Source organism: Pseudomonas sp. Snoq117.2 (assembly GCF_900110545.1).
Lineage (GTDB): Bacteria > Pseudomonadota > Gammaproteobacteria > Pseudomonadales > Pseudomonadaceae > Chryseomonas > Chryseomonas benzopyrenica.
In genome coordinates this window covers 19,051-38,499 of sequence record NZ_FOED01000008.1, presented here as the reverse complement: position 1 = coordinate 38,499, position 19,449 = coordinate 19,051, and the positions used below count along the sequence as shown (strand labels likewise).

General features: G+C 66.1%; 14 protein-coding genes. 10 read left to right on the top strand and 4 right to left on the bottom strand.

The window, feature by feature from the left end; genetic code table 11:
* Positions 1-62: 62 nt before the first annotated feature.
* The gene (locus tag BMZ43_RS18840) at positions 63-515 is read left to right on the top strand and encodes an Lrp/AsnC family transcriptional regulator (RefSeq protein ID WP_026083743.1); all 453 of its coding nucleotides are present in this window, start codon (positions 63-65) and stop codon (positions 513-515) included.
* A 96-nt stretch (positions 516-611) separates the two neighbouring features.
* Here BMZ43_RS18840 and BMZ43_RS18835 read toward each other — a convergent pair whose 3' ends face one another.
* Together BMZ43_RS18835 and BMZ43_RS18830 are read right to left on the bottom strand one after the other, a co-directional pair.
* Entirely contained in the window at positions 612-1,268 is a 657-nt protein-coding gene (locus BMZ43_RS18835; protein WP_093255746.1) for a response regulator, read from the bottom strand.
* Entirely contained in the window at positions 1,265-4,660 is a 3,396-nt protein-coding gene (locus tag BMZ43_RS18830; protein WP_093255743.1) for a hybrid sensor histidine kinase/response regulator, read from the bottom strand. The genes BMZ43_RS18835 and BMZ43_RS18830 overlap by 4 nt, the downstream gene beginning before the upstream one ends.
* A 295-nt stretch (positions 4,661-4,955) precedes the next feature.
* Between BMZ43_RS18830 and urtA the strand changes: the two genes are divergently transcribed.
* The 9 genes from urtA to BMZ43_RS18785 all read left to right on the top strand — a co-directional run bounded on the left by urtA (position 4,956) and on the right by BMZ43_RS18785 (position 13,804).
* On the top strand, positions 4,956-6,200 hold the full coding sequence (gene urtA, locus BMZ43_RS18825; RefSeq protein WP_093255741.1) for an urea ABC transporter substrate-binding protein: 1,245 nt from the start codon (positions 4,956-4,958) through the stop codon (positions 6,198-6,200).
* A 63-nt stretch (positions 6,201-6,263) separates the two neighbouring features.
* The gene (gene urtB, locus BMZ43_RS18820; protein WP_017640174.1) at positions 6,264-7,181 is read left to right on the top strand and encodes an urea ABC transporter permease subunit UrtB; all 918 of its coding nucleotides are present in this window, start codon (positions 6,264-6,266) and stop codon (positions 7,179-7,181) included.
* Positions 7,182-7,191: 10 nt separating this feature from the next.
* Positions 7,192-8,355 carry an urea ABC transporter permease subunit UrtC gene (urtC, locus tag BMZ43_RS18815; protein WP_093255739.1) on the top strand — a complete coding sequence of 388 codons (1,164 nt, stop codon included), beginning with the start codon at positions 7,192-7,194 and terminating at the stop codon, positions 8,353-8,355.
* Positions 8,352-9,116, top strand: coding sequence for an urea ABC transporter ATP-binding protein UrtD (urtD, locus tag BMZ43_RS18810; protein WP_017640176.1), 765 nt, complete (start codon positions 8,352-8,354; stop codon positions 9,114-9,116). Before urtC ends, urtD begins: the two co-directional genes overlap by 4 nt.
* Before the next feature lie 50 nt (positions 9,117-9,166).
* On the top strand, positions 9,167-9,856 hold the full coding sequence (gene urtE, locus BMZ43_RS18805) for an urea ABC transporter ATP-binding subunit UrtE (protein ID WP_093255736.1): 690 nt from the start codon (positions 9,167-9,169) through the stop codon (positions 9,854-9,856).
* 185 nt (positions 9,857-10,041) lie between these two features.
* Positions 10,042-11,271 (top strand): formamidase, encoded by a 1,230-nt coding sequence (gene fmdA, locus BMZ43_RS18800; RefSeq protein WP_017640178.1) that lies wholly within the window; start codon positions 10,042-10,044, stop codon positions 11,269-11,271.
* A 49-nt stretch (positions 11,272-11,320) separates the two neighbouring features.
* Positions 11,321-11,668: an FmdB family zinc ribbon protein gene (locus BMZ43_RS18795; RefSeq protein WP_093255734.1), complete on the top strand. Its 348-nt coding sequence runs from the start codon at positions 11,321-11,323 to the stop codon at positions 11,666-11,668.
* 33 nt (positions 11,669-11,701) lie between these two features.
* Entirely contained in the window at positions 11,702-12,745 is a 1,044-nt protein-coding gene (locus BMZ43_RS18790) for an aliphatic amidase (protein ID WP_093255731.1), read from the top strand.
* Between the two features lie 24 nt (positions 12,746-12,769).
* Positions 12,770-13,804 (top strand): AAA family ATPase, encoded by a 1,035-nt coding sequence (locus BMZ43_RS18785; RefSeq protein ID WP_093255728.1) that lies wholly within the window; start codon positions 12,770-12,772, stop codon positions 13,802-13,804.
* Between the two features lie 53 nt (positions 13,805-13,857).
* Here BMZ43_RS18785 and atzF read toward each other — a convergent pair whose 3' ends face one another.
* Positions 13,858-15,660 carry an allophanate hydrolase gene (atzF, locus tag BMZ43_RS18780; protein ID WP_093255726.1) on the bottom strand — a complete coding sequence of 601 codons (1,803 nt, stop codon included), beginning with the start codon at positions 15,658-15,660 and terminating at the stop codon, positions 13,858-13,860.
* An 11-nt stretch (positions 15,661-15,671) separates the two neighbouring features.
* Positions 15,672-19,271, bottom strand: a complete 3,600-nt coding sequence (gene uca / locus BMZ43_RS18775; RefSeq protein ID WP_093255723.1) for an urea carboxylase — start codon at positions 19,269-19,271, stop codon at positions 15,672-15,674.
* Positions 19,272-19,449: the final 178 nt, after the last annotated feature.

The following is a 19,449-nucleotide window of genomic DNA, read 5'->3' as shown; positions in this document are numbered from 1 at the left end:
TATTGCTTTGATATCGATATAGGATTGCATAAACTTCTTCCTGGACGGCTGGAGTGCAATTAATGATCAAAGTAGATCGTCTTGATCGCCGAATATTGCGTGAGCTCGAACGGGATGCTCGACAGACCAACGTCAAGCTGGCTGAACGGGTAGGACTATCGCCCTCGGCTTGCCTCAGGCGCGTACAGGAGCTGGAGCGCTCCGGTGTCATCAAGGGTTATCGAGCGGTGGTGGATCGATCGCTGCTGGGCATCGGCTTCGTCGTCTACGTTGCGGTGGGCATGTCCTCTCACTCCCGCGCGGTGCTCGATGCCTTCGAAGCGGCCATCAGCGATTCGGCGGATGTGGTCGAGTGCCACACCGTCACCGGCGCGGTCGAGTATCTGTTGCGCATAGAGGTCGCCGACATGAGTGCCTATCGCACCTTCCATACCCAGGTTCTCGGCGTACTGCCCCATGTCCATTCGGTGGTCAGCTACATCGTCATGGATACCGCCAAGGACGAGCGTGCCTAGCTTGGCAACGTCCTGCAGTTAGGTAGCGGCAGTGATTCTCCGCTCCTGCATTAGCTGACAGCGGTCCCTGGGAGGTGCTTGACGGCGCCCGAACGCTTAGCGGCACGTCGCGATGGCCAGGGTCGCCGCCGCAGTGCGCGTTTCTACCCCGAGTTTCACGTAGACGTGCTCCAGGTGCTTGTTCACCGTGCGGGGCGAGAGGCCGAGGATGTCGCCGATGTCGCGATTGGTCTTGCCGCAGGCGACCCAGTGCAGCACCTCGACCTCGCGGCCGGTCAGCTGGTAGCGGCTGCTGAGCGGCGCCAGGTCCAGCGCGGTCCTGGCATACGGGCGGCTCGCTGGCAGGCTGCGCGCCGCCTGGAGTTCGCGCGCCGTGCGCAGGTGGGCGGCGACTCGTGCTAAGACCTCATCGGTCCTGAGTGGCTTGGTCACGTAGTCGATGCCGCCCGCGGCGAAGGCCTCCACCACGTGCTCGCTCTCGGTCAGGGCGGTCATGAACAGCACAGGGATATCGGCCAGTTCGGCCTGGGCCTTGATCCGCCGGCAGGTCTCGAAGCCATCCAGCCCGGGCATCATGGCGTCCAGCAGCACCACGTCCGGGCGGCGGCGCTGCATGCGTTCCAGGGCGCTGGCGCCGTCCAGGGCCACCAGCACCATGTAGCCACTGGCGTCCAGGGCGTCGGAGAGCAGGGCGAGGTTGTCCGGCGTGTCATCGACGATCAGCACCACGCTGGGCGGTAGGGCGGCGGTCATGGATTCTCTCCTTCCAGGGGCAGGTCGGCCGGCTGCAGCGCATCTTTGAGACGGCGATTGAAGTCGTTGAGCTGAAAGCGTTTCACCAGTGCGCGCAGGGTATCGACATAGGCGGCGCTGGCCGGCTCCTCGCGCTCGATGCGGTCCAGGCAGGCGTGGATGCCTTTCACATAGCCCAGCGCCCCCAGCTCCTGTAACGCTTCCAGACTGGCAGCGCTCGGCGGTTGGAGCGAAATCGATCGTGCGCCAGGCGGTCCGGCGGTCCGCTCCAGCCAGGTCAGATTCAGATGCATCCTGATCTTTTCCAGCAGCTGCGGCGTATGGACCGGTTTGGCCAGGTAATCATCGCAGGCGGCCGCGGTGCTGCGTTCGCGATCAACGGCGAAGGCATTGGCGGAAATGACGATGATCGGCGCCCTGGACAGGCCATTGCGGCGGATCAGCGCGCTGGTCTCCAGTCCGTCCAGCAGCGGCATGGAAAGATCCATGAGGATGAGGTCCGGCTGCCAGAGGGCAACCTGGCGGATGGCGTCCTGGCCATTGGCGGCCTCCGCCAGTTCGAAGCCAAGAGGTTCGAGCATGCCGGCCAGCACCCGGCGGTGATCCAGGTGGTCGTCCACCAGCAGCACCCGGCGTCGCGGGCCCTGATAGCCGCTGATGCTGTGTTCGACGTGGACCAGCGCCTGGGGCACCCGTACCTCGGACAGGAACAGGCGCACCACGAAGCGGGTGCCCTGGCCGGGCGTGCTGGTCACGTCAAGGGCGCCGCCCATCAACGTCACCAACATGCGGGTGATGGTCAGACCCAGTCCCAGGCCGTTGTCCTGGCGCAGCGGATCACCCCGTTCGAAGGGTTGGAACAGCCGCTCCAGCTGCTCTGCGGCGATGCCCAGACCGCTGTCGATGACCTCGAAGGTAGCGGTTTCCCGCGCATAGGTGACCGCCAGGATCACGCCACCCTGGTCGGTGTAGCGCACGGCATTGCCGAGCAGATTGATGAGGATCTGCCGCACCCGTTTTTCATCGCCGCGCACCACGGCGGGGAGGCGTCCCCCGACCTCGAGGGCAAAGCTCAGACCCTTGTCCTGGGCCTGGGGCGTGAACATCTGCTGCAGCTGTTCGAGAAACTCCGGAAAGGGAATCTCCGAGGGTTCCAGCTGCAGCTTGCCCGCTTCGATCCGGGCCACGTCGAGCAGGCCGTCGATCAGCGAGAGCAGGTGCGAGCCATTGCGGTAGATGGTGGCCAGGGCATCCAGCTGATGGCCGCTGCTGGCCGGATCACGCTGCAGGATCTGGGTATAGCCGAGGATGCTGTTCAGCGGCGTGCGCAACTCGTGGGACAAGCCCGTAACGTAGCGGCTCTTGGCCGCGTTGGCGGCTTCGGAAGCCTCCTTGGCCCGCTGCAGCGCTTCGTCGGTCCTGCGGTGCGCCTCGATCTCCTGCATCAGCAGCGCGGTCTGCCGGGTCGATTCCTCCAGCGCCACATGGCGGCTCTCGCGGGTCAGCACCACCCACCAGGCCAGGGCGCCGGCAAACAGCGTGAGCACCATGAAGGCCTTGAAGAATCCCTGATACAACAGGTGACGCTCATCGACCTGCAGCCCCTGGGAGACCTGGCTGTAGATCAGTGCCAGGGCACAGAACATCAGCCCGACCATGACCAGCAGCACGCCCAGATAGTGCGCCAAGCGGGTATGCAGGCGCGGCACCGAGGTGTTCGGCAGCAGCCAACGCAGCAGGGTATCGACCTGCTCGGCGAGGCGCGCCCTGGGCTTGCAGAGATCGCCACAGCGCGCATCCAGGGCGCAGCAGAGCGAGCAGATGGGCGCGCCGTAAGCAGGGCAGAAGGCGATGTCTTCGCGCTCGAAGGCGTTGGTACAGAGCACGCATTCCAGATGGACCTGCGCGGGATGCAGCAACTTCAGCACGCTGGTCCGGGCGATGTAGTAGCGGCCCCGGGTGAGCCAGGCCAGCAGCGGCGCGCAGATCAGCGCGGAGACCAGTGATACCAAGGGTGAGGCGGCTTGCGCCAGGGCGCCGAACAGCCCCGCATGAGCCAGACCGGACAGCAGCGAGGCGAGCAGCATGGCACCGACGCCGACCGGGTTGATGTCGTAGAGGTGCGCCCGCTTGAACTCTATGTGCCGGGGTGACAGCCCTAGAGGCTTGTTGATCACCAGGTCGGCGACCACGGCGCCGATCCAGGCGATGGCGATGTTGGCATAGAGCCCAAGCACCTCCTGGATGGCCTCGAACACTCCCAGCTCCATCAGCATCAGGGCGATCAGCACGTTGAACACCAGCCAGACCACCCTTCCCGGGTGGCTGTGGGTGACCCGGGCGAAGAAGTTGGACCAGGCCAGGGAGCCGGCATAGGCATTGGTCAGGTTGATCTTGACCTGGCTGACGATGACGAACAGCACCATGGCCCCCATGGCCCAGCCGGGCGAGGCGAACACGTAGCCGAAGGCGACCAAGTACATCTGGGTAGGTTCGGCGGCACGCTCCAGGGGAATCTCGTGCTGCAGGGCGAGAAAGGCCAGGAAGGCGCCGGCCAGCATCTTCAGGGCGCCGGGCACTATCCAGCCGGGACCGGCCATCAGCAGCGCCGCCCACCAGCGCCGGCGATTCTGCGCGGTCTTTTCCGGAAGAAAGCGCAGGTAGTCGACCTGCTCGCCCACCTGGGTCACCAGGGCCAGGGCCACGGTACAGGCGGCGCTGAAGGACAGCAGGTTGAAGGCGCCGGCCTCGCCCTCGCGGCCGGCGAAGGTGGTCCAGTCCGCCAGGGCCCCGGGATTCTTGGCGATGACGAAGGCATAGGGCAACAGCAGCAGGATCAGCCAGAGCGGCTGGCTCCAGAGCTGCAGGCGGTTGATCAGGGTGATGCCATAGGTGACCAGGGGGATGACGATGATCGAACAGATGACATAGGCCAGGGCCAGCGGAATGCGGAAGTACAGTTCCAGGGCCAGCGCCATGATCGCCGCTTCCAGCGCGAAGAACAGGAAGGTGAAGCTGGCGTAGATCAGCGAGGTGATGGTCGAGCCGATGTAGCCGAAGCCGGCGCCCCGGGTCAGCAGGTCCATGTCCACCCCGTAGCGCGCCGCGTAATAGCTGATTGGCAGGGCGGTGAGAAAGATCACCAGGCTCGCCGCCAGCACGGCCCAGAGGGTATTGGTGAAGCCATAGCTGATCGCCAGGGCGCCACCGATGGCTTCCAGGGCCAGAAAGGACACGGCGGCCAGGGCGGTGTTGGCGATGCGGAATTCCGACCACTTGCGAAACGACCGGGGCGTGTAGCGCAGGGCGTAGTCTTCCAGCGTCTCGTCGGCCACCCAGCTGTTGTAGTCCCTGCGGATCTTGGCGATGCGTTGCGTCCCGGTCTGCTGCACGGCAGGGCTCCTGGGGTCTGCGTGGCGGTGTTCAGGCAAGTTCCATGCCTCGGCCGTCTTGGCCTCCTGCCTCTCTGTGGCCACTGTCTGCCCGGCCTGGCGTGCCCCGCGCGGGCGCGCGACAGACCGAGCATGCCTCAGGGCGTTGCAGCGGGCTGTACGTCAGATGACGTAGGCCGTTACGTCATCCTGCGTATGTTCCGCGCCGCCTGTCCCGGCCCATCCTTGCTCCGCAGCGCAAGCCGCAGTCCCGGTCCCCGGGGGCGACCTGCACATCATCTAGAGGAGCGACAAGATGCACAGATCAGCGGGCGTGAAATCCAGTCTTCCGCGACGCCTGGCGCTGGGCGCCGCGGCATTGTCCCTGTTGGCAGCCAGCGTGTTCAGCCAGGGCGTGATGGCGGACGCCGCCAATACCACCGGCCTGGCCGTGACCGATACCACCGTGACAGTCGGCCAGTTGCATTCCGCCACCGGCACCATGGCCATCTCCGAGACCGGGGCCATCCAGGCCGAGCGGCTGGCGATTGAGCAGATCAATGCCCAGGGCGGGGTGCTCGGGCGGCAGGTCAAGATCATCCAGGAAGACGGCGCCTCCGACTGGCCGACCTTCGCCGAAAAGGCCAAGAAGCTACTGGAGGCCGACAAGGTCGCGGCGGTGTTCGGCTGTTGGACCTCGGCCTCGCGCAAGGCGGTGCTGCCGATCTTCGAGAAGGACAACGGCCTGCTCTACTACCCGACCTTCTACGAGGGCCTCGAGCAGTCGAAGAACGTCTTCTACACCGGCCAGGAAGCCACCCAGCAGATTCTCTCGGCGCTGGACTGGCTGGCCAAGGAGAAGGGCGCCAAGACGTTCTACCTGGTGGGCTCGGACTACATCTGGCCGCGGACCTCGATGAAGATCGCCCGCAAGCACATTGAAAACGTGCTGCATGGCGAGGTGGTGGGGGAGGAGTACTACCCGCTGGGCGGCACCCAGTTCGGTTCCCTGACCAACAAGATCAAGCTGAAAAAGCCCGATGTGGTCTTTGCCGCGGTCGTCGGGGGCTCCAACGTGGCCTTCTACAAGCAGCTCAAGGCGGCTGGCATCACTTCGGCCAAGCAGACTCTGCTGACCCTCTCGGTGACCGAGGATGAGATGCTCGGCATCGGTGGCGAGAACATGGCCGGCTTCTACTCCTCGATGAAGTACTTCCAGACCCTGGACAATCCCAACAACAAGGCCTTCGTCGAGGCGTTCAAGGCCAAGTACGGCAAGGATGCGGTGGTGGGCGACGTCACCCAGGCGGCCTATCTCGGTCCCTGGTTGTGGAAGATGGCGGTGGAGAAGGCCGGCAGCTTCGATGTCGACAAGGTGGTCGCGGCGTCTCCGGGCCTGGAGCTGAAGACCGCACCGGAAGGCTACGTGAAGGTTCACGAGAACCATCACCTTTGGAGCCGCTCGCGCATCGCCCAGATCCAACCGGACGGCACCTTCAAGGTGGTCCACGAATCCGCCGATCTGATCGAGCCCAATCCTTTCCCCAAAGGCTACCAGTAAGCCTTGCCTGACCGGAGGCGTCGCCTGACGGACGCCTCCGTCCACCTTCACGGGAAGATCTCCATGGAAAGCTTATCCGACTTCGGCGCGATCGCCGTGATGCAGGGTTTCAACGGCCTTTCGGTGTTCTGCGTGTTGCTGCTGATGGCGCTGGGGCTGGCGATCATCTTTGGGCAGATGGGCGTGATCAACATGGCCCATGGCGAATTTCTCACCGTGGGGGCCTACACCACCTACGTGATGTCCTCGCTTACCCTGCACCTGTTTCCGGCCTTGCAGCCCTACTACTTCTTTTTCGCCCTGATCCTGGCGTTCTTCGTCGCTGGCGCCATCGGCTGGCTGGTGGAGTGGGCGATGATCAGCCGGCTCTATCAGCGTCCGCTGGACACCCTGCTGGCCACCTGGGGCCTGTCGCTGATCCTGCAGCAGGTGTTTCGCTCGGTATTCGGCGCCCGCGAGGTCAGTGCCGAACTGCCGGAATGGATCATGGGCTCCTGGAGCCCGACCGCCAGCATCGATATCCCCAAGAACGGCCTGTTCGTCATGGTCGTGACTGCGCTGCTGACCCTGACCCTGTTCTTCATGCTGTACCGCTCGCGCTGGGGGCTGCAGGTGCGCGCCACCATGCAGAACCGGGTGATGGCTCGCGCCGTGGGTATCAACACCCGCCGCGTAGACCGCCTGACCTTCGCCCTGGGCTGCGGCGTGGCCGGGGTGGCGGGCGCGGCCTTCACCACCATCGGCTCCATCGGTCCGACCTCGGGCTCGCTGTATATCGTCGACACCTTCCTGGTGGTGGTCTTTGGTGGCGCAGCCAGCCTGCTCGGCACCATCGCCTCGGCCTTCGGGATCGCCCAGGCGCAGTCGCTGCTGGAATTCTTCCTCTCTGGTTCCATGGCCAAGGTGCTGACCCTGTCGGCGGTGATCCTCATCCTGATGCTGCGGCCCCAGGGGCTGTTTTCGGCAAAAGTCCGCAAGTAGGGAGTCCACGATGAACAAGGCAATCGACAACCTGCTCGGCGGCCGGCAGGGCACCTTAGGCCTGCTGGTATTGGCCGCGCTGATCCTGCTGGTGTTTCCGCTGACCCTGGACATCTTCCGCCTGAGCATGGTCGGCAAGTACCTGACCTACGCCTTCGTCGCGGTCGGCCTGGTGCTCTGCTGGGGCTATGGCGGCATCCTCAGTCTCGGCCAGGGAATCTTCTTCGGTCTCGGCGGCTACTGCATGGCGATGTTCCTCAAACTCGAAGCCTCGGATCCGGAAAGCACCAAGATCCAGTCCACCCCCGGCATTCCCGACTTCATGGACTGGAACCAGATTACCGAGCTGCCCTGGCTATGGCAGCCGTTCCACAGCTTCGGCTTCACCCTGGTGGCGGTGATCGCGGTTCCGGTGCTGCTGGCCTTCATCATCGGCCTGGCGATGTTCAAGCGGCGGGTAGGGGACGTGTACTTTTCCATCGTCACCCAGGCCATCGCCGCCATCCTGACCATTCTCATCATCGGTCAGCAGGGCCTCACCGGCGGGGTCAATGGCATCACCGACCTGAAGACGCTGCTGGGCTGGGACATCCGTTCGGACAGCGCCAAGGTGGTGCTGTATTTCGTCAACGCAGCGCTGCTGTTCGGCTGCATCCTGATCGGCCGCTTCGTGCTGGCCTCCAAGCTGGGCCGGCTGCTGGTGGCCATGCGTGACAAGGAGGAGCGGGTGCGCTTCTCCGGCTACGACGTGGCCAGCTTCAAGATCTTCGTGTTCTGCCTGGCCGCGGCCTTCTCGGCGGTGGGTGGCGCCCTGTTCGCCCTGCAGGTGGGCTTCATGTCGCCGTCCTTCGTCGGCATCGTGCCCTCCATCGAGATGGTCATCTTCGCCGCCGTCGGCGGCCGGCTGTCGCTGTTGGGCGCCGTGTACGGCGCGCTGCTGGTGAATTTCGGCAAGACCTACTTCTCCGAATCCTTCCCCGAACTCTGGCTGTACCTGATGGGCGGGCTCTTCATCGTGGTCGTCCTCTATTTCCCCAACGGCCTGGCCGGTCTGTGGAAGAGCCATGGGCAGCGCCTGGTGGCACGCCTGAGACGCCAGCCGGCGAGCGCGCCCGTCACCTCGTCAGCGCCGCACACGGCAACCAAAGCCTCCCGCCTGGAGACCACGCCATGATTACCAGTCCCGTCGGTTTCCAGCTCGCCAAGCCGGTACTGGCCATCGAAGGCCTGACCGTCTCCTTCGACGGCTTCAAGGCGGTGAACGACCTCAATCTCTATGTCGACCGCAACGAGGTACACGTGGTGATCGGCCCCAACGGCGCCGGCAAGACCACGGTACTGGACCTGATCTGCGGCAAGACCCGCGCCACTGCCGGCAGCATCGAATTCAACGGTCGTGAACTGACCCGGATGAAGGAATTCGACATCGTTCGCGCGGGTGTCGGCCGCAAGTTCCAGAACCCCTCGATCTACGAGAATCTCACGGTGTTCGAGAACCTGGAGATGTCCTATCCCGAAGGCCGCAAGGTATTCGGTGCGCTGTTCTTCAAGCGCAGTGCGGCGGTGGTCGCGCGGGTGCAGGCGGTGGCCGCGGAGATCTTTCTCGCCGACCTGCTGCACCAGCAGGCCGATCTGCTCTCCCACGGCCAGAAGCAGTGGCTGGAGATCGGCATGCTGCTGATGCAGGACCCGGAGCTGCTGATGCTCGACGAACCGGTGGCGGGCATGAGCGTGTCCGAGCGATCCCAGACCGCCGAGCTGCTCAACCGCATCAGTCAGGGGCGCTCGGTGCTGGTCATCGAGCACGACATGGAATTCGTCAAAAGCATCGCCCACAAGGTCACGGTGCTGCACCAGGGCAAGGTACTGGCCGAAGGCAGCATGGAAGCGGTGCAGAGCAATCCCAAGGTTATCGAGGTGTACCTGGGGCACTGAGCCCTCGCCTCCAGCCCTTTTCCTGCAGTCGATCACGGGAGAACCCGGTCATGTTCACCATCCAGAACCTCGTCTCCGGCTACGGTCAGAGCCGCATCCTCCACGACCTCAGCCTGGACGTGGCGCACAAGGAAATCGTCGCCGTCATGGGCCGCAACGGCATGGGCAAGAGCACCCTGTTCCGCAGCCTGATGGGTATTCTGCCGACCTGGAGCGGCCACGTAGCGGTGGACGGCCAGGACGTCTCCCGGCTGGAGACCCACCAGCGCGTCGAGCGTGGCATCGCCTATGTGCCGCAAGGGCGAATGATCTTTTCCCACATGACGGTGCTGGAAAACATCCAGACCGGCCTACCGGCCTCCGCGCGAGGCAAGGTGCCGGACGATCTCTATGCGCTGTTCCCGGTGCTGCACGAGATGCGCCAGCGCAAGGGTGGCAACCTCTCCGGTGGCCAGCAGCAACAACTGGCCATCGCCCGCGCCCTGGCCACCAATCCCAAGGTGCTGCTGCTGGACGAGCCGACCGAGGGCATCCAGCCCTCGATCATCAAGGACATCGCCCGCACCCTGAAGGAGATCCGCGCCCTGCGTGACTTGACCATCGTGGTGTCAGAGCAGGTGCTGTCCTTCACCCTCGACATTGCCGACCGTTTTCTGGTGATCGAGAAGGGCCGCTTCGTGGTCGAGGATACCCGCGACAAGGTCGACGAAGCCACCATCAGCCGCTACCTGTCGGTCTGATCCCGGCGCTCTGCGCGGCCGCCCTGCAGCAGCACGGCGGTCGCTTCCGGCTGCCTGGTAATCCCGTCCAAGCCTTGCCTTGTCTGGGTTTGCGCCTACGTCATCCGACGTATTTGCAGCCCCAATCCCAGCCCCGAGACTGACCTGGAACCCTCCCGCTACCGCCAACAGCCAGGAGCTGCGCGATGACCGACACCCTGATCAAAGTTGACCTTAACCAGGCCGCCACCGACAACGAGAACGTCCACAACCGCTGGCATCCGGACATCCCCATGGCCTGCTGGGTCAAGCCGGGGGATGACTTCATCCTGGAAACCTACGACTGGACCGGTGGCGCGATCAAGAACGACGACGACGCCAGCGACGTGCGCGATGTCGACCTGTCGACCGTGCATTATCTTTCTGGCCCGGTAGGGGTGAAGGGCGCCGAGCCGGGCGACCTGCTGGTGGTCGATCTGCTCGACATCGGCGCCAAGGCCGAGTCCCAGTGGGGCTTCAACGGCTTCTTTTCCAAGCAGAACGGCGGCGGCTTTCTCACCGATTACTTTCCCTCGGCGCAGAAATCCATCTGGGACTTCGAGGGCATGTTCACCAAAAGCCGCCATATCCCGGGGGTGCGTTTCGCCGGGCTCATCCATCCCGGGCTGATCGGCTGCCTGCCGGATCCCAAGCTGCTGGCCAACTGGAATGCCCGCGAGCAGGAGCTGATCGACAGCAACCCGACCCGGGTACCGCCCCTGGCCAATCCGCCGTTCGCTGCGACCGCCCACATGGGCAAGCTTACCGGCGCGGCCCGCGATGCGGCAGCCGCTACCGGCGCACGCACCGTACCGCCCCGTGAGCATGGCGGCAACTGCGACATCAAGGACCTGTCGCGTGGCTCGAAGATCTTCTTCCCTGTCTATGTGGAGGGCGCGGGCCTTTCGGTGGGCGACCTGCACTTCAGCCAGGGCGACGGTGAGATCACCTTTTGCGGCGCCATCGAGATGGCCGGCTGGGTGCACATGAAGGTCGAGTTGATCAAGGGCGGCATGGCCAAGTACGGCATCAAGAATCCCATCTTCAAGCCCAGCCCCATCGTGCCCACCTACAACAACTTCCTGATCTTCGAAGGCATCTCGGTGGATGACGCCGGCAAGCAGCACTACCTGGACGTCAACCTGGCGTACCAGCAGGCCTGCCTGAATGCCATCGAGTACCTGAAGAAATTCGGCTACAGCGGCGCCCAGGGCTATTCGCTGCTGGGCTCGGCGCCGGTGCAGGGCCACATCAGCGGGGTGGTCGACATTCCCAACGCCTGCGCCACCCTCTGGCTGCCGACGGACATCTTCGAATTCGACATCAATCCCACTGCCGCCGGACCGACCCGCTACCTGGACGGCAGCATCGACATGCCCATCGCCTACGACAAGTGAGCCGCCCGGGTGCGGCCGCCGGTCGCGCCCCCGCCGCCAGGAGCCCGTCATGCCGATCTACGAATACGACTGCCCCGACTGCGGGGATTTCACCCTGCTGCGGCCCATGGCCCAGCGCGACGATCCCTGCAGCTGTCCCGTCTGTGCTACGCCCAGCCCCCGGGTGATCCTCAGTGCCCCTGGCCTGGCGACCCTGGCGCGCGGGGCGCGTCGCGCCCAGGAGACCAATGAGCGTTCGCGCCACGCACCCCAATCCCTTGAGGAATACCAAGCCAAGCGCAGTCATGGCGCCGGTTGCAGCTGCTGCGCGCCAAGCAAGCCGGTGGCCCGCAGCAAGGCCAATCCCCATGGCCTGAAGACCAGTCCGTCAACCCGCCCCTGGATGATCAGCCACTGATTTCCGGTCCAGCCCTTTCGAAGGAGCCACTCCATGCGCCACGGCGATATTTCCAGCAGCCCCGATACCGTCGGCGTTGCTGTCGTCAACTACCGGATGCCACGCCTGCACAGCAAGGCGGAGGTGCTGGCCAACGCCCAGCAGATTGCCGCGATGATCAAGGGCATGAAGCTCGGCCTGCCGGGCATGGATCTGGTGGTGTTCCCCGAGTACAGCACCATGGGCATCATGTACGACAAGGACGAGATGATGGCCACCGCCGCGACCATCCCCGGCGAGGAGACGGCGATCTTCGCCGCCGCCTGCCGCGAGGCCAGGACCTGGGGGATCTTTTCGCTCACCGGCGAACGCCACGAGGAGCACCCGCACAAGGCGCCCTACAACACCCTGGTGCTGATCGACGACCATGGCGAGATCGTGCAGAAGTACCGCAAGTGCATTCCCTGGTGCCCCATCGAGGGCTGGTATCCCGGTGACCGCACCTATGTCAGCGAGGGGCCCAAAGGCTTGAAGATCAGCCTGATCATCTGCGATGACGGCAACTACCCGGAAATCTGGCGCGACTGCGCCATGAAGGGTGCCGAGCTGATCGTACGTTGCCAGGGCTACATGTATCCGGCCAAGGAGCAGCAGGTGCTGATGGCCAAGACCATGGCCTGGGCCAACAACTGCTATGTGGCGGTGGCCAACGCCACCGGCTTCGACGGGGTATACAGCTACTTCGGCCATTCGGCGCTGATCGGTTTCGATGGCCGCACCCTCGGTGAGTGCGGCGAGGAGGAGATGGGCATTCAGTACGCCCAGCTGTCGATCTCGCAGATTCGCGATGCCCGCGCCAACGACCAGTCGCAGAACCACCTGTTCAAGCTGCTGCACCGCGGCTACACCGGGGTCTACAACTCCGGCGACGGCGACAAGGGGGTGGCCGACTGTCCCTTCGACTTTTATCGCACCTGGGTCCTGGATGCGCAGAAGGCCCAGGCCGACGTCGAGCGGATGACGCGCTCCACCCTCGGTGTAGCGGACTGCCCGGTGGGGGAATTACCGCATCCCGGTCAGGAACGTCAGCTGGGTTAGCGCCAGCGGCGCGAGGAGCGGGCCATGCCTTTCGTCAATGACCTGATCGAGCATAACCGTGGCCAGCTCGCATGCGAGGGGCAGGCGCCTTTACCCTCCCGGTTCCTGTTCGAGCCGGCAGCGGTCATGGTCCTGCTGCGAGCGCGCATCCTTGGTCAGGCCAGAGTGCTCGATGAGGTGGAAGCCCTGCTCAAGGTGGTCAAGGCCGACATCGGTGATCCGGAAAGACCCTTGGGCGTCAGTCTGTTCCTTGGCCCCACCGGGGTCGGCAAGACCGAGATCGTGCGCCTGCTGGCCCAGGCCATTCATGGTCGGGCAGATGCCCTCTGCCGTATCGATATGAACACCCTGGCCCAGGAGCACTACGCCGCGGCCCTGGCCGGCGCGCCGCCCGGCTATGTGGGCAGCAAGGAAGGCACCACGCTGTTCGATGCCGAGGCCATCGCCGGTAGTTACGGCCGCCCTGGCATCGTACTGTTCGACGAGTTGGAAAAGGCTGATCGCCAGGTCATCCGTACCCTGTTGAATGTACTCGACAGCGGCCAGCTGGTGCTCAGCGCCGGCAGCAAGCGACTGGATTTTCGCAACAGCCTCATCTTCATGACCAGCAACCTGGGTGCCCGCGCCGTCCAGCAGCAGCGTACCCGCTTCGCGCGTGGCTGGCGGCGCTGGCTCAAGCTGTCGGCGGATCCTGAACCTATCCTGGAAGAGGCGCTGCATGCGCATTTCGATCCGGAATTTCTCAATCGTATCGAGCGGATCCTGGCGTTCGAGCGCATCGATCAGGACCGGCTACCCGGGCTGCTCGCCATCGAGCTGGACAAGCTCAATCAACGCCTGGGCCGCCGGGGAAAAAGCCTGGAGCTGCACGACAGCGCCAGGGCCTTCCTGACCCGTGATCACGATCCCCGCTTCGGTGCTCGCGATCTGGTCCGGCGGCTGCGCCGGCTATTGGAGCCGGCGGTGGCCGACTGTCTGCTGGCACAGCCGATGGCTGTCCGGTTGCTGGCGATTCAGGAGGGGGAGCGTCTGGTGGTGCGCGAGGTAGACGCCGGCTGATGGCTTCCCACCGGGCTCGGGACCCGATCCAGATTCCCGAGCCTGGGATTACGCTAGTGGGCGCTGCGACTCGCCAACCACGCCCGCCACCCACCATAGGCGGTGATGTCCTCGGCGCCGGCCAGGCCGTAGGGCTCGCAGATGAAGCCGGTTTCCCAGCTGCCATCGGCCAGTTCCACCTTGCCCAGGCCGAGCGGGGCGGGGATGCCGGTGAGAAAGCTGCCCAGTTCGCTGCTGGGCAGCTCCCAGACTTCCACCTCGATGGCGGCGCCGTCTTCGGCGACCCGGACCATGCCGGGCCGGAGCGGCGGACCGCCGGCCAGGGCGTGGAGGCGATAGTGCGGCGCGCTCCGGGTCAGGGCCAGGCGGTGGGCGCCACGGGCGAGCAACTGGCCGTTGAGCGGCAGTCCCTGCAGGTGGGCACCGCAGACCACCAGGCGGGCACGGTCATGGCGGGCGGGACGCACCGGGAGGCTGGCTTGCGGCAGGGCGCCGCCGACCAGCGGCAGACCTTGGGCTTCCTGCAGGGCGGCGGCCAGGCTCAGCAGGTACTGGTCGGTGAAGACCCGGCCGAACAGCGTCACGCCCCAGGGCAGGCCGTTGGCCATGACGCCGGCCGGCACGGCCACGGCGGCGTAGTCCAGCAGGTTCATGAAGTTGGTGTAGTAACCCAGGTCGGCGTTGCGGGCGACCGGTTCGGCGGCCAGTTCGGCCAGGGTCACCGGGCGCGGATAGGTGGGGGTAAGAACGCAATCCAGTTCGGCGAGCAGGGTGTCGCACCGGGCTTTCAGCGCCTGCAGGCGGTAGCCGGCGCGAAAGGCGTCCACCGCCGTGGTGCCGGGCGCCTTTTCCAGCACGGCGCGGATCACCGGCAGTACGGCGTCCGGTTCGGCCTCGATCAGGGCGCCGGCCACGCTGTAGCGCTCGGCCACCCAGGGGCCCTCATAGAGCAGGCGCGCGGCTTCCAGGAAGGGCGCAAGATCCAGCGGCACGGCTTCGCCCCCCAGGGCTTCCAGCTGCGCCTTGGTGGCCGCGAACAGCGCCGGGCTTTCCGGGCAGCCGAGGAATTCCAGCTGGGTCGGGACGCCGAAGCGGAAGGGGCGCGGACGGCCGAAGGCGCTGGCCTCGTTCCACTGTGGATTGGCGCGGCTGTAGGGATCGCGCGGATCGAGGCGGGCGGTGAGCGCCAGCAGCGTGCTGGCTTCGGCGGCGGTGGCGGTAAAGAAGGTCACGCAGTCCAGGGTCTGGCAGGCAGGCACCACGCCGGCGGTGGACAGCAGTCCCTTGCTGCCCTTGAGGCCCACCAGGTTGTTCAGCCCCGCGGGCACGCGCCCGGAACCGGCGGTATCGGTGCCCAGGGCGAAGCTGGCGACACCCAGGGCCACGGCCAGGGCCGAACCGGCACTGGAGCCGCCGGAAGGATAGTCCGCGTGGACACTGTGGCGGCAGGCGCCGTAGGGCGAACGGGTGCCGTTGAGGCCGGTGGCGAACTGGTCGAGATTGCACTTGCCCAGCGGCACGGCGCCCAGGGCAACCAGCTGTTCCACCAGGGTCGCCGAGCGCTCGGGCACATAGGCATAGGCCGGGCAGGCAGCCGTAGTGGGGATGCCAGCGAGGTCGATGTTGTCCTTGATGGCGAAGGGGATGCCATAGAGCGGCAGCTCGGCGGGATCGCAGTCGTCCAGGGCGGCGAGATAGGGCTCCAGCTCGGCTGGGGTCAGCAGGTGGATGAACAGGTGGTACTCGGGATTGAGGGCCGCGGCCTGCTCCCGCAGTTCGGCGATGAGCGTGCGTGGGGTCTGGGGCCCGGCGGCATAGACGGCGCTCAGGGTGTCGAGGCGCAGATCGAATGTCATGGTGGCTTCCTTCACGTCTTGTCGATGACTAGCAGGCGCTGGCCGGCGCGGATCGGCGAGCCGGGCTGGACCTGCAGGTCGTGGATCCGGCCGCTGCAGGGCGCGAGCAACGGGATTTCCATCTTCATGGACTCTAGGATCAGCAGCGGCTGGCCGGCTTCCACCTGGTCGCCGGGCTGCACCTGGGCCTGCCAGAGATTGCCGGCCACCGGACTTTCCAGCGCCAACTGGTGGCTGGCGAGGGGGGCATCCTCGGTGGCTTCGACGGCGGCTTCCTGGCTGTCGAAATGCGCCTGGCCGGACTCGATCCAGCGTTGCCGCTCGGCAGCGAAGGCGCTCTGCTGACGCCCGCGAAAAGTGGCGATGCCCTCGGCTTCGCGGGCCAGAAAGGCCTGGTAGTCGGCCAGGGACAACTCGCTCTCTTCGATGCGCAGCGGCACGCGACCCAGGGGGAAGTCGGCGCGGATGCGTAGTAATTCCTCCGCCGAGACTTCATAGAAGCGGATCTGATCGAAGAAGCGCAGCAGATAGGGCTGGCCGTGGAAGGCTTCCACGGCACGGTAGCGATTCCACATCTGCAGGGTGCGACCGACGAACTGGTAGCCGCCGGGGCCTTCCATGCCATAGACGCATAGATAGGCGCCGCCAATGCCCACCGAGTTTTCCGCGGTCCAGGTGCGCGCCGGGTTGTACTTGGTGGTCACCAGCCGATGGCGCGGATCCAAGGGGGTGGCCACAGGGGCACCCAGATAGACGTCGCCCAGGCCCATCACCAGGTAGCTGGCGTCGAAGACGACGCGCTTGACCGCCTCCAGGGATTCCAGGTCATTCACCCGGCGGATGAACTCCAGGTTGCTCGGGCACCAGGGCGCGTCCTTGCGCACCGTGGTGGTGTATTTCTCGATGGCCAGGCGGCAGGCCGGATCGTCCCAGGACAGCGGCAGGTGGACGATGCGCGAGGGCACCCGCAGGTCCTGGGCATCGCCCAGCGCCTGCCAGCAGCGACTGACCGTCGCCAGCAGCTCTGCCAGGGGCAATGTCTCGGGCTGGTAGTGCACCTGCAGCGAGCGGATGCCGGGGGTGAGCTCGCACAGCCCCGGCAACGCCAGGGCGGCCAGCGCCTGCATCAGGCCATGGCCGCGAAAGCGCAGGGCCAGGTCCAGCTCCGGTGGGCCGATCTCCAGCAGCAGATGGGTATCCCCGGAGAGCCGCGCCACCAGGCGCTCGGCGCCCTGGCCCAGGTCCAGCACCACGGGATCGCCGCGCTCGGGCGTGATGGCGATCGCCGCCTGCGGCTGCAAGCTGCTTTCCTCGGCCAGGCGTGCCTGCTGCAGACGCCGCGCGGTGGCCAGGTCCACCGGCAGGAAGCGCAGCCGGTCACCCGCCTTGAGCTGGCCCAGTTGCCAGAGATCGGCTTCGATCACCGTGACCGGGCAGACGAAGCCGCCCAGGCTGGGGCCGTCCGGGCCGAGGATGACCGGCATGTCGCCGGTGAAGTCCACGGCGCCGACCGCATAGGGATTGTCGTGGATGTTGGAGGGGTGCAGACCGGCTTCGCCGCCGTCTTCGCGGGTCCATTCCGGCTTGGGTCCGATCAGCCGTACCCCGGTGCGGCTGGAGTTGAAGTGCACCTCCCAATCGGTGGCGAGAAAGAGGTTCAGATAGGCCGGGCTGAAATAGTCCGGCGCGCCATGGGGGCCATAGATGACGCGCAGGGTGCGGGTCTCGGCCAGTTGGGTGGTCAGGGCGGCAGATAGCCGGGCCTCCGCATGCGTGTCGGTCAGCGGATGCAGGTGCAGCACGTCGCCGGCGCGCAGGGCGCGGCCACCGTGGCCGCCGAACTGGCCAAGGGTGAAGGTGCTGCGACTGCCCAGGTACTCGGGCAGGTCCAGACCGCCTCTCAGGCAGAGATAGCTCCGAGCGCCGGCGCCGGTGATGGCGCCCAGGTGCAGGATGGCACCCGCGGGCACGCGAAAGACGCTGTCCATGGCCTGGGGCTGGTCATTCAGCAGGATCGGCAGCGCCGCGCCGGTGACCGCCACCACGGCCTCGGTGTTGAATCTCAGGGTAGGGCCGGCCAGGGTGATTTCCAGGGCGGCCGCGCGGCCTTCGTTGCCGAGCAGGCGATTGCCCAGGCGCAGGGCGCGGTCGTCCATGGGGCCGGAAGGGGGAATGCCCACCGACCAGTAGCCGAGGCGCCCGGGGGCATCCTGCACCGTGGTCTGGGTGCCGGCGCTGAGCACCTCCAGGGTGGTGGCCTGGTAGGTCAGGCCTTCCAGGCAGCGGGTCCAGGGCTGGCCGCTGGCGAAGGGCGCGGCGGCGAAAATCTGCCGCAGGTAGTCGCCATTGGTTTCCACGCCATAGAGCCGGGTCGCCGCCAGGGCCTGGTCGAGGCGCTGCCGCGCCGAGTCCCGATCCGGGGCCCAGGCGATGACCTTGGCCACCAGGGGATCGAAATAGGGTGGGATCTCGCAGCCGGCCTCGACCCAGGTGTCCAGGCGCAGCGCCCGGCCATCCGCGGCTGGGAAGTCGACCTGGGTCAGCAGGCCCGGGCTGGGCTGGAAGTCGCGACCCGGGTCTTCGGCATAGAGCCGCGCCTGGATGGCATGTCCCCGGGGCTGCAGCCCCGCGGCGAGCACGGCCAGCGGCGGCAGTTCGCCAGCGGCCAGTTCGATCATCCAGCGCACCAGATCCACGCCCCAGACCTGCTCGGTGACGCCGTGCTCGACCTGCAGCCGGGTGTTCACCTCCAGGAAGTAGAAGCGGTCGGCGGCGCTGTCGTAGACGAACTCCACCGTACCAGCGCTGCGATAGCGTACCGCGCGTGCCAGCTCCAGGGCGGCGGCGCAGAGCGCCTCGGCCATGCCGGCCGGCAGGTTGGGCGCCGGGGTTTCCTCCAGCACCTTCTGGTTGCGGCGCTGCACCGAGCAGTCGCGCACGCCCAGCGCCAGCACCTCGCCCTGGCCATCACCGAACACCTGCACCTCCAGATGCCGGGCGCGCTCGATGTACTTCTCCAGGAAGACGCCCGCGTCGCTGAAGTTGTTCTGACCCAGCCGGCGCACGGCGTCGAAGGCCTCGGCGAGTTCAGGGTCCGTGCGGCACACGCGCATGCCAATGCCGCCGCCACCGGCGGTGCTCTTGAGCATTACCGGATAACCGATCTGTTGCGCGGCCGCCAGTGCCCCTTCCAGGGTATCCAGCAGCTCGGTGCCCTCCAGCAGTGGCACGCCCTGGGCGCGTGCCAGGGCCCGCGCCGTGTGCTTGAGTCCAAAGGTGCGCAGTTGCTCGGGGGTGGGCCCGACGAAGGCGATGCCGGCGGCTTCGCAGGCCTCGGCGAAGGCGGCGTTCTCGGAGAGAAAGCCATAACCGGGGTGAATGGCCTGGGCGCCGCTCTGGCGCGCGACCTCGAGCAGCTTGGCGGTGTCCAGGTAGGTGGCCGCGGCGGCGCCTTCGCCCAGGCTGAAGGCCTGGTCGGCTTCGCTGACATGGCGGCTGGCGCGATCGGCTTCGCTGTAGACGGCGACCGCGGCGACGCCCAGGTCGCGCAGGGTGCGCTGGATGCGGCAGCTGATGGCGCCACGGTTGGCGATGAGCAGGGTGGTGAACATTCGAGGCGTCCTCGAAGGCGGCGGGCCGTCCCGCCAGATAAAAGCTCTCGGGGTCGTCCCCAAGAGGCCGCGCGAGGGCGGTGGGTCAGTCAGCGGCTAGCGCTTGCTGCGGTAGCCGTAGCGTCCGGCGCGGACTTCACACAGCCGATAGAGGTGCGGCCGCAGCCACTGCCAGAGC

Excerpts from the sequence above, each read along its gene's own strand:
- BMZ43_RS18840 (WP_026083743.1), top strand. The coding sequence starts at position 63 with ATGATCAAAGTAGATCGTCTTGATCGCCGAATATTGCGTGAGCTCGAA.
- BMZ43_RS18835 (WP_093255746.1), bottom strand. The coding sequence starts at position 1,268 with ATGACCGCCGCCCTACCGCCCAGCGTGGTGCTGATCGTCGATGACACG.
- urtA (WP_093255741.1), top strand. The coding sequence starts at position 4,956 with ATGCACAGATCAGCGGGCGTGAAATCCAGTCTTCCGCGACGCCTGGCG.
- urtB (WP_017640174.1), top strand. The coding sequence starts at position 6,264 with ATGGAAAGCTTATCCGACTTCGGCGCGATCGCCGTGATGCAGGGTTTC.
- urtC (WP_093255739.1), top strand. The coding sequence starts at position 7,192 with ATGAACAAGGCAATCGACAACCTGCTCGGCGGCCGGCAGGGCACCTTA.
- urtD (WP_017640176.1), top strand. The coding sequence starts at position 8,352 with ATGATTACCAGTCCCGTCGGTTTCCAGCTCGCCAAGCCGGTACTGGCC.
- urtE (WP_093255736.1), top strand. The coding sequence starts at position 9,167 with ATGTTCACCATCCAGAACCTCGTCTCCGGCTACGGTCAGAGCCGCATC.
- fmdA (WP_017640178.1), top strand. The coding sequence starts at position 10,042 with ATGACCGACACCCTGATCAAAGTTGACCTTAACCAGGCCGCCACCGAC.
- BMZ43_RS18795 (WP_093255734.1), top strand. The coding sequence starts at position 11,321 with ATGCCGATCTACGAATACGACTGCCCCGACTGCGGGGATTTCACCCTG.
- BMZ43_RS18790 (WP_093255731.1), top strand. The coding sequence starts at position 11,702 with ATGCGCCACGGCGATATTTCCAGCAGCCCCGATACCGTCGGCGTTGCT.
- BMZ43_RS18785 (WP_093255728.1), top strand. The coding sequence starts at position 12,770 with ATGCCTTTCGTCAATGACCTGATCGAGCATAACCGTGGCCAGCTCGCA.
- atzF (WP_093255726.1), bottom strand. The coding sequence starts at position 15,660 with ATGACATTCGATCTGCGCCTCGACACCCTGAGCGCCGTCTATGCCGCC.
- uca (WP_093255723.1), bottom strand. The coding sequence starts at position 19,271 with ATGTTCACCACCCTGCTCATCGCCAACCGTGGCGCCATCAGCTGCCGC.